At 60.2% G+C, this 9205-nt stretch carries 13 protein-coding genes; 4 read left to right on the forward strand and 9 right to left on the reverse strand.

The window, feature by feature from the left end:
- Positions 1–53 precede the first annotated feature (53 nt).
- From SPHV1_RS24465 to SPHV1_RS12615, 3 genes are all read right to left on the reverse strand, one after another.
- Positions 54–314 carry a Plug domain-containing protein gene (locus tag SPHV1_RS24465; RefSeq protein ID WP_082430998.1) on the reverse strand — a complete coding sequence of 87 codons (261 nt, stop codon included), beginning with the start codon at positions 312–314 and terminating at the stop codon, positions 54–56.
- Between the two features lie 9 nt (positions 315–323).
- Positions 324–473, reverse strand: coding sequence for a hypothetical protein (locus SPHV1_RS25005; RefSeq protein WP_156367346.1), 150 nt, complete (start codon positions 471–473; stop codon positions 324–326).
- Between the two features lie 155 nt (positions 474–628).
- Positions 629–1201, reverse strand: a complete 573-nt coding sequence (locus SPHV1_RS12615) for a cysteine hydrolase family protein (protein ID WP_082430999.1) — start codon at positions 1199–1201, stop codon at positions 629–631.
- Between the two features lie 154 nt (positions 1202–1355).
- On the opposite strand from SPHV1_RS12615, the gene SPHV1_RS12620 reads away from it, so the two are divergent.
- The 4 genes from SPHV1_RS12620 to SPHV1_RS12635 all read left to right on the forward strand — a co-directional run bounded on the left by SPHV1_RS12620 (position 1356) and on the right by SPHV1_RS12635 (position 4475).
- A complete protein-coding gene (locus tag SPHV1_RS12620; protein ID WP_197277721.1) occupies positions 1356–1979 on the forward strand; it encodes a TetR/AcrR family transcriptional regulator in 624 nt (207 codons plus the stop codon).
- A gap of 16 nt (positions 1980–1995) precedes the next feature.
- Positions 1996–3246 (forward strand): acyl-CoA dehydrogenase family protein, encoded by a 1251-nt coding sequence (locus SPHV1_RS12625; protein WP_197277722.1) that lies wholly within the window; start codon positions 1996–1998, stop codon positions 3244–3246.
- 17 nt (positions 3247–3263) lie between these two features.
- Positions 3264–3788, forward strand: a complete 525-nt coding sequence (locus SPHV1_RS12630; RefSeq protein ID WP_054946402.1) for a VOC family protein — start codon at positions 3264–3266, stop codon at positions 3786–3788.
- 123 nt (positions 3789–3911) lie between these two features.
- Positions 3912–4475, forward strand: a complete 564-nt coding sequence (locus SPHV1_RS12635; protein WP_054946403.1) for a cysteine hydrolase family protein — start codon at positions 3912–3914, stop codon at positions 4473–4475.
- Between the two features lie 54 nt (positions 4476–4529).
- Here the strand turns inward: SPHV1_RS12635 and SPHV1_RS12640 are convergent, their stop codons facing one another.
- The 6 genes from SPHV1_RS12640 to SPHV1_RS12665 all read right to left on the reverse strand — a co-directional run bounded on the left by SPHV1_RS12640 (position 4530) and on the right by SPHV1_RS12665 (position 9089).
- Positions 4530–5285 (reverse strand): SDR family oxidoreductase, encoded by a 756-nt coding sequence (locus tag SPHV1_RS12640; protein ID WP_054946404.1) that lies wholly within the window; start codon positions 5283–5285, stop codon positions 4530–4532.
- A 27-nt stretch (positions 5286–5312) separates the two neighbouring features.
- Positions 5313–6089 (reverse strand): class II aldolase/adducin family protein, encoded by a 777-nt coding sequence (locus SPHV1_RS12645; RefSeq protein ID WP_082431001.1) that lies wholly within the window; start codon positions 6087–6089, stop codon positions 5313–5315.
- A complete protein-coding gene (maiA, locus tag SPHV1_RS12650) occupies positions 6086–6727 on the reverse strand; it encodes a maleylacetoacetate isomerase (RefSeq protein WP_054946405.1) in 642 nt (213 codons plus the stop codon). Before maiA ends, SPHV1_RS12645 begins: the two co-directional genes overlap by 4 nt.
- Positions 6724–7419, reverse strand: coding sequence for a fumarylacetoacetate hydrolase family protein (locus tag SPHV1_RS12655; RefSeq protein WP_054946406.1), 696 nt, complete (start codon positions 7417–7419; stop codon positions 6724–6726). Before SPHV1_RS12655 ends, maiA begins: the two co-directional genes overlap by 4 nt.
- The gene (gene gtdA / locus SPHV1_RS12660; protein ID WP_054946407.1) at positions 7416–8468 is read right to left on the reverse strand and encodes a gentisate 1,2-dioxygenase; all 1053 of its coding nucleotides are present in this window, start codon (positions 8466–8468) and stop codon (positions 7416–7418) included. Before gtdA ends, SPHV1_RS12655 begins: the two co-directional genes overlap by 4 nt.
- A gap of 165 nt (positions 8469–8633) precedes the next feature.
- Positions 8634–9089: a MarR family winged helix-turn-helix transcriptional regulator gene (locus SPHV1_RS12665; protein WP_054946408.1), complete on the reverse strand. Its 456-nt coding sequence runs from the start codon at positions 9087–9089 to the stop codon at positions 8634–8636.
- Positions 9090–9205: the final 116 nt, after the last annotated feature.

The following is a 9205-nucleotide window of genomic DNA, read 5'->3' on the forward strand; positions in this document are numbered from 1 at the left end:
AGAAAAGGGGCCAGGCTCAGAAGGAGCAGGACTCTACCTCTGACTGGTAACAATCAGGGGAGCACGTCACGCGCAAGGTCGAAAAAGGCGCCTCGCGCCGCCCAGCCGCGAGATACGTAAACGCCATCGACGTTCATTGCGATCGCACTCTCGGCATAGTTGTTAGTCGCGTAGTTGCCGACCCCGCGAATGTAGATCTGCGGCACATTGTCGCCCGTGCCAACGGTCACTCCGGTAGCCAGCTTGGCTATATCTTCAGGCCGCGAGACGCCGGCTCGAGTGATTTCCTGGGCTGATACAGCCTGTATTGACAGCGCAGCCCGCTAGGCATTTTCCTGGAGCCGGTTAGCCGTGACGACGATATCGGCGATACCCTGATTATCTTCGGCTTTGGCAGGCGAACTCTCTGTCTGAGCATGCACCGCAGTCGTCATGGCGATTAGGCTGATACCGCACACGACATGCTTCTTCATTATCCTCACTACCCTCTCCCTAATTTATAATTCTTTCTACCTTTCTACCGCTCCTGGCTGAGCACGACTTTTTCAGAAATGAACTACCGGTTGTCCAAAAGTGACATCACGTCCGCCGCAGCGTGTATCTGCCATCAGATCAGATCGAAGCGCGCTTAGGATGGCGGCGCAGAGAAGCGTTTCAGGATTTCATCCGTCGGGGCGACGTCGCCGAAGAAGTCTGCGATCATAGCGAGGGCAGGCTCCTGGAAATGCGGTTTGCTGGGAGAGCAGGCGTCGCTCACCACTGTCACGTTAAGGTCGCGGTCCGAGGCGTCGCGCGCGAAGGACGAGACTGAATGGTCGGTCGAGCAGCCCGTGATTACGACCGTATCGACTTGCAATGCACGAAGCACCAGTTCCAGTTCAGTCTGATAGAACTGGCTGACCCGGCGGCGAGTGATGATGAAATCGCCGTCCTTCGGCGTCAGCTCGTCCACGAAATCGTCACCGGGCGTATCTCTTTGTAAAATCTGGAACTGCCGCATCATCGGCGCATGGAGCGGAGACGCGTCGAGATAATCGGACCGGAAGCCCAATCGCGAATAGATAACGGGAATGCCGGCCGACCTAGCGGCAGCAATCAATCTGACGGCATTGGTGACCATCTGGCGAAACAGGTCCGTATCGCCGAAAGCGGCCTGAATATCCTTCTGTATATCGTTCACGATGAGTGCCGTTCTAGCCATGGCTTATCCTTTCCCTTCGCCGGGCCGCAGTATTGCCCGCACCAGTCCGACCGTCCCTTCGCGTGATTTTGCGACGCGATCCGATCTGCGGATAATAGGGAGCTTGACCGCAAACAAAACTAATGTCAATCGAGGTGACATAATGACAGAACAAGTGACACCGATCCGTCAGGTCCACCGAGACCTCACGCGTGAGCGGATCCTGGAGGCTGCGGCTGAATTGATGGCAGAGACCATGGACATCGCGGTGCCTACGGCCGACATCGGTGCGCGCGCAGGCGTTGCGGCCCGCACGGTCTATCGGCATTTTCCTTCCCGTGAGTTGCTGGACCAGGCGGTCTGGCCACGAGTGGTGGCGCGGATGCAGATGCAGGGGAATCCGGTTTCCGTGGCCGACCTCGTTCAGATGCCGCGAAGAATTTTTCCGAACCTTGATCAACGAGAGGGACTGGTGCGCGCTGCACTCCATTCCGAGGTGGCACGACAAACCAGCCAACTAACCAATCCCTCAAGACAGGCCGCGATGCTGGCGTGCTCATACGAAGCCTTGCCGGATCTGGATGACGGGACACGTCGCCGGCGGGCGGCGGTGTTGCTTTCAATATGCAGCGCCCAAGGCTGGGAAGCGCTCAAGGATCTGGGTGGGCTGTCCGGTGAAGAGGCGGGTCTCGCTGCTTCGGAAGCGATCGCTGTGCTGCTGGGCCTGCAATCCGCGCGAGCCGGCGGCCTGCCCTTTGATGAGGATCTCGGCGAAGACCGACCGGACGGATCGCCATAACATGGGAGATATTTTCATGTCCGATGCTCCAATCACAATGGAAGACGGCATCGACGCCACAAATCTCGCCGGCTCGGCCGAAGTTGCGCGACGAATCCTCGATGATGTAGCGCAGCTCGTGCCACGTTTCCGTGAACGCGCAACGGAAACAGAGCGGCTTGGCCGTGTCCCTGACATATCGATCCGCGAACTTGCCGATGCCGGAGTGTTCAGGATGGCGTTGCCGGTCGAATATGGCGGCTTCGCTTTGGATCCCAGCCAGATCTATCCTGTCTTCTCGGAGATCGCGCGCGGCTGCGGCTCGACGGGCTGGGTAGCCTGGCTGACGACAACGGGTGTGCATCCGGTAACGATCTATCCCCATCAGTTCCAGCAGGAGTTATTCCGGTCTGGCTGGGATGGGCCGCTGCAATCTGGCGCAATCAACAATTTCGCGCCGGGCTTGGGTCGGCGCGTCGCCGGCGGACTGATGATCCGAGGGAAATGGGCCTGGTGCAGTGGATGTCACCACACCCGCTTTCACATCTTGAGCGTGATGGTGGAAACCGACGACGGTGGACGAGAGTCGGTGACCTGTCAGGTGCCCCATGAGCAGATAGAAATCATCGACGACTGGGATGTGATGGGCATGCAGGGATCGGGCAGCAACTCGATCAGCATCGCCGAGGAAATTTTCGTACCCGATCACCGGATTTTGAAGACCGCCGCTCTTTTTGCGGGAATCCGTGCGGCGCCGGAGCCCGCCGGGCTGCTCTATAAGGTGAGTTTCGCTCAGCTCGGGCCGATCACAATAGCGTCGCTGGCCGTAGGTCTCGCCCGCGCCGCGATCGAGGAATTACAGAGGAGGGCCACGGGCCGCAGCATCACCTTCACCACCTATGCCGATCAGTTGCAGGCGCCGATCACGCACCTTCAGCTCGCCGAGATGTGGGCAAAGCTCAACGCGTGCGAGGCGACTCTCAAACATTCCGCCGAACAGGTGGAGGGCAACGCCCGCGACGGCATCCCTCCAACGCCCCTGGCGGTTGCAAAGCTGCGCGCAGCGACAGCTTTGATCTGCATGACAGCGAAAGAGATAGCTGACCTGGCGCTTCGCGCTGGCGGCGCGTCCTCCATCTATCGACATAGCCCACTCCAGCGCATCATGCGCGATGCAACGACTCTGAGCCTGCACGCGCAGACCAATATCGAGACGGCATATGAGGATCTGGGCCGCCAGATGGCTGGCCTTCCCGGATTTGCCAGCCCGCGGCCCAAGACCATTTGAATACAGGAGCCTCGCCAATGAACAGCAACCAAAACCAACAGGGCCTTCCCGGCTATTTCCTGGGGAAGCTGATCCAGGTAGCCGTCATCACTGAAGATTTCGAGCGATCCATCTCAAGGATGGTGAAACTCGGGATCGGACCTTGGGCGGTGTACAACGTCGGCCCATCCAATATGACTGAGTTCAGCTATCGGGGTACCCCGACCGAGGCCTGCTCTTTTAGAATGGGGCTGGCACGGGTCGGAGATCTGACCTGGGAGGTCATTCAGCCGATCAGCGGTCAGTCGATCTACTCCGACTTTCTCGCGCGACATGGCGACGGGGTCCAACATCTCGCGTTCGACTGCGATCATGTCGATTATGACAGGCAGGTACAGATGCTGCTGGATCGCGGATACGACATCATCCAGAGCGGCGTCTGGATGCACAAGGTCCGCTTCCATTATTTCGGGACTGAAGGAGACATCGGAACCGTGGTCGAGATCATCGATTTTCCGAAGGATTTCGACTTCCCCGCGCCGGAGGCGATCATCGCGGCCTGAAGCGGCCGCCCGTTCTTGTCGGGGCCACGTTGCCGACAAAAGCTTTTTCCGCGTTATCAATACCGGTGCAGCAAACATCCCTAGTATCCTGCACCCCGTAAATCAGGACAGAAAGGCTGGAGGATGAAGGAAGGAACCGCGCTCATTATCTGCGATATCCAGAAGGATATCATGCAGATGCACGGCCATGACGAGCAAGCCCACCGGATGGTGGCGACAACCCGTCGCCTGATCGACTGGGCGCGCACCAACGGAATTGCCGTCATCTATTCCTGCATCGGGTTCCGCCAGGATTTCCTCGATGCCCTGCCCGCCATGCGCGGACAGCTAAGCCAGTATAATGTCCTGGTCGCCAACACCCCGGGCACGCAAGTCATCGACGAACTAGCACCGCAGGATGGCGACTTCATCATCGTCCGCAACCGCGTCAGCAGCTTCTACAACACCAATCTGGAAGTCATCCTTCAATCGGTAAAGGCGCAAAGCCTGGTCATCACCGGTTGTTCGACGGCGCGGGTTGTGGAATCGACAGCCCGCGACGCAAACGACAGGGGACTTCGCGCTATCGTGGTGTCCGATGGCTGCTCTGCAAGCACCCCGGAATTTCATGCCAACGCCTTGAAGTCGCTCGGTGATTTTTTCGCGGAAATCATGACCGGCGAAGAGGTGATCGCCGCACTATCCTGACAGGCTCGACATAAGAGGGGGAAAGGGCAACATCGTCAGCCCTTCCCCCTCTTTTCATTCGATATGCGCCCGTTCCAACATGCTGTTGAGGCGGGTCACAAATTCATGCTCGCGTGGACCGGGATTTGCACGCATGGAGCGCGCCTCGTCGACGACGATTTCTTCCGCATCAGTGCCCAGCAGCGCCATTGCGTCATCGATAAACCGCGCTAGCGGAATTGACGAAACATCACCCGTGCCCGCGTCCGGATCGACCTGGACACGAGGCGGAATGATCTCGATGACCGAAACGGGCGTATCACGAAGACGATGTCGCTGGGCCATGATATAGGCGTGAAGCGCTGCCTTGCTCGCCGAATAGACGGCCGCGCGGGCGAAGGGCACGAAGCCCAGCACCGATGTGATGGTGACGATCGCGGCCGAAGGCTGTGCCTTCAACGTCTCGACAAAGGCCGACGACATGCGCACGGCGCCCAGAAAGTTGGTGTTGACCATGGTCATCGCCGTCGCATTGTCGATTGCGCCGCCTGCATCGTCCATCATCATGACGCCCGCGTTGTTGATGAGCATATTGAAGCCGGGAAAGCGCGCGCGAACGTCAGCAGCAACAGCGTCGATGCTGGCAGGGTCGGCTATATCCAACTCGACCGCCTCCATTCCGGGGTTTGCGGCCATGACGGCGTCGAGTGCGGCGGGGCGGCGTCCGGCAATGATCACCTTGTTCCCGAGGTGATGGAAGGCCTCGGCAAAGGCCCGGCCTATGCCGGTTCCGCCGCCGGTGATGAGCAGAGTGTTTCCGGTCAATTGCATCGTTACATTCTCCTCGCCGGGCCGGGATCAGCCCCGCGTTTCCGGTACGTAGCCATGTTGCTGTTCCCACAGCGCCCATACGCGATCGATCTGTCCGTTTGTCGTGTCCTCGCAAGCAGCAGCTTCCTCGGCCGTCATGTAGCGCGGTTCGCCGAGCCGCATCGCATCCATCTGGAGCGCCCCGTTTACGCCGGTATAAATAGCCCGATAGACAGACTGACGGACGGAAACACCGATCGTCGTGAAGCCGTGGCTGCGCATCAGCCCGACGCAGCAACCGCGCATATGCTCAGCAAAGGCCTTGCCAAGTTCCGGCGTGCGGATCAGAAGGTCGGTACCGTGGCCGTCATGTTCAGCGATGTCGAACGCCGCGCCCGTCCCCTGTACGAAGCCACAGACGTGGGACAGGGGACGAAGTCGCGCTTCGGAAACAACGGTGAATGGCAGCACCTTGGGACTATGGCTGTGCACCACACTGACCACATCGGGACGCAGCCGGTATATTTCAGAATGGATGAAACGCTCGAGGAACAGGGACTTGTTCGGTTCTGCCACGCCGTTGGCCTCGGCGTCATGCTCGAAAATATCGGCGACTGTGACCAATCCGGGCGCCATGCGCCGCGACATCAGGAAGTGATCTCGGTTTTCCGGGTTGCGGCAGCTGACATGGCCGAAGGCGTCGAGGACGCCCGTGGCCGACAGAATCCGGCTGGCATGGCAAAGCTCCAGCTTAGCGCCATCGATCGTGGAGGGAACGGTGCCGCCATAGACAGTGCCCAGTTCCGCGTTGCTGGTCGCGCTCATGCGATGAAATCCGGTTGGTGTTGCGGGGCAGTTTCGCTGAAGGCCGGCAGAGCCATACAGGCACGTTCGATGGCAACCAGACGAGGCCAGCGAATATCGACGCCAAAACGCCTTGCGTTGGCGATTTGGGGCACGAGCGCTAGGTCGGCCAGGCTTGGCTGATCGCCCGCGCTAAACGCGCCGCCACTATTCTCCACCATCGCGGCATAGGCGGCGAGGCCCTCTTCACACACGCGATGGGCCCAGGCGTTAGACGCAGCCTCATCGTGGCCTAGTGCCTGCACCGCAAGCAGAACTTTGAGATTTTGGACCGGATGCGTGTCGCACGCGATCGCAAGCGCCAGCGCGCGCACCCTCGCCCGCTCCGCTGCCCCCGAGGGCAACAGAGGCGATCCAGGACGGGTCTGATCCAGATACTCGATGATGGCGAGCGACTGGGTCAACAGCAGTCCGTCAATTTCCAGCGCAGGAACAAGGCCCTGCGGATTCACGGTCAGATAGGCCGGGCTGCGCTGCTCCCCCGCGCGGAGGCGGTAAGTGATCTGCTCATAGGCGACACCCTTCATATGCAGGGCGATCCTGACACGCCAAGACGCGCTTGAACGGAAAAAGCCGTGTAGCCGGACGGCATCGCTCATGGCTGCGGCGGCCCGACTGTCACGGTCAAGGGCGTGAGGCCTTCGACAGTCGCGACCATCACATCGCCCGGCACGACCGGTCCAACGCCCGCGGGGGTGCCGGTGTAAATCAGATCGCCTGGCTCGAGCGTATAAAGGCCAGACAGGAAGGCGAGAAGACGGTCGACCGGATTGATGAGATCGCCCAGATCGCCCTGCTGCTGGACTTCGCCGTTGACCTTCAGTTCAATCCGGCCACGCGTCGGCAACCCAAAGCTTTGGGCCGGCGTCAGAACACCGACCGGCGCGGACTGTTCGAAATTCTTGCCCGCATCCCAAGGCCGCCCCTTGCCACGCGCCTCCATCTGGAGGTCGCGCCGGGTCATGTCGAGACCCACGGCATAGCCCCAGACATGGGACAGCGCGTCTTCCACGCGGATGTTGCGGCCGCCTTTCCCGATCGCCGCGACCAGTTCGACTTCATATTGATAATTGGCGGTGCCCGGCGGATAGGCAATCGTTGCGTCATCGCCGACCACCGTTTCGGCAAATTTGGTGAAGAAGAACGGCGCTTCCGGATCCGGCGCCGTGCCCATCTCGCGCGCATGTTCCTCATAGTTGCGGCCGATGCAGAACAACCGCCGGACGGGGAAATGACCGTCGCCGACGGTCGGGATCAAAACCGGGCGTTGCGGCTCAAAAACCAATGTCATCCAAGACACTCCCTATAAAGACAGAGCTTTTCCTGAACCACTCGGTCGGAAAAGCCGAACAGCACAAGGTCACCGTCGGCGCGCCAGCGGGTCGGCTTCCAGGTCGGGACCACAAGCACATCGCGTTCCGACAAAACAAAAGTCTCGCCGCCGATCTCCGCCTCGCCAGTACCAGACACCACGACGAACACCGCGCTTTCCGTCGACTGCCGGGCGCACGTTTCGAACCCGGCAGGCAAAAGGCGGACCTGCGCGGAGATCGTGGGCATCACGGATCCGCCGGTGGCGGGGTTTCGGAACTCCAAAGCGTGGCCCACATGGGGATCGGGCTTTTCGATCCGCGCCATCGCATCCAGCGCATCCCGCCATTCCGCATAGGGATAGTGGAACATGGGCTCGCGCGGCACCGCGTCGCCTGTTCCGGGCGAGCGCAGCGGACGGAGCGACCGGCCATAGAGCCTCCGCGTCGTGCCCGGGGGCAGCGTTTCGGCATATTGCGCACTTGCGAGCTTCTCGGCGAACTGGGCATCGAGAGCGCGCACGGTGGGAATGTCCAGACCATCAAGCCAGATCATTGGATCGGGCGAAGGATTGCCATGGTCGTGCCAACGCCAGTTGGGCGTCAAGATCAGGTCGTAACGGCTCATGACGGCCTTTTCGCCATCGATCGCCGTGAAAGCACCCGCTCCTTCCATCACGAAACGAAGCGCAGACTGGCTATGCCGATGGCAAGGAGCCACCTCGCCGGGCAGGACCAGCTGCAGGCCCGCATAAAGCCGCGGCGTTATAGCAGACTCGCCAGCCAACCCTGGGTTTTCCAAAATGATGACCCGGCGTTCAGCCTGTTCCGCGCTGATGAGGTCGCCGGCGCGCATCAGATGATGGCGAACATCTGCATATCGCCACTGTGCAGGAACGGCGCGTGTGACGGGCTCGGGCGTCACCAGCCCGCTCAAAACCTCCCATAGCGGATAGAGATGCTGCGGACGCATATCCTCGTAAAGGCGGCGTAATTGGCCTTGCTGGTCATTGGTTCGGAAGCCCGTCATGATCCATGGCTCTCCCGCCGCTTCTTGTGAGGTGCGGCCTTCGCGGCAGATGGAGATGCACCGCCCCCCGGCACCCTATGCTCAGATGTCAGGCAGGCGATGAAGAATCACATCAGGCGCATATGTCCTCTCTGCCGCTGCAATACCTATATTGTAAGTATACTGTCAAATGTCATGTTTGGTCGTGTCCAGTGAATCTGCGTGCACGACGACTTTGGTGAGCAGGCTTTGAAACGTAGATCGTTCCTCCGCCGACAAGCCCGCAAGCAGACGCACCTGCACCGCTTCGACACGCTTCATACACGCTGCAATGAGCGGCGCGGCGGCCGGCGTGGTGGAAAGTAGCTTGGTTCGCTTGTCGCGCACACCCTGACTGCGCGCAATCAGGCCCTTGCGTTCCAGCCGGGCTATAACATCGCCTATGGTGGCGCGATCGAAGCAGATCAGTTCGGCCAGCCGGGTAGCGTCCATATCAGGCGTTTCGGCGACAGCTACCAGCGCGGCCAGTTGAACCGCCGTTAGATCGAACGCCGCTAATTCTTCCGCGAAAATGGCCGTTGATATTTGTTGTACCCGCCGAACGAGATGGCCAGGCATTGCCTTCATGTGGTCGATAAGCATAGCCGAGGATAAGCACGGCAAAGCCTCATCCTGCAAGGAAGTTCGGGTCCGTCAGCTTCTTGCGACGGACCCGATGGGTGGGGGGGCGCAAGGGGACCCTCCATCCACGTCAGGTG

Source organism: Novosphingobium sp. KN65.2 (genome assembly GCF_001368935.1).
Lineage (GTDB): Bacteria > Pseudomonadota > Alphaproteobacteria > Sphingomonadales > Sphingomonadaceae > Novosphingobium > Novosphingobium mathurense.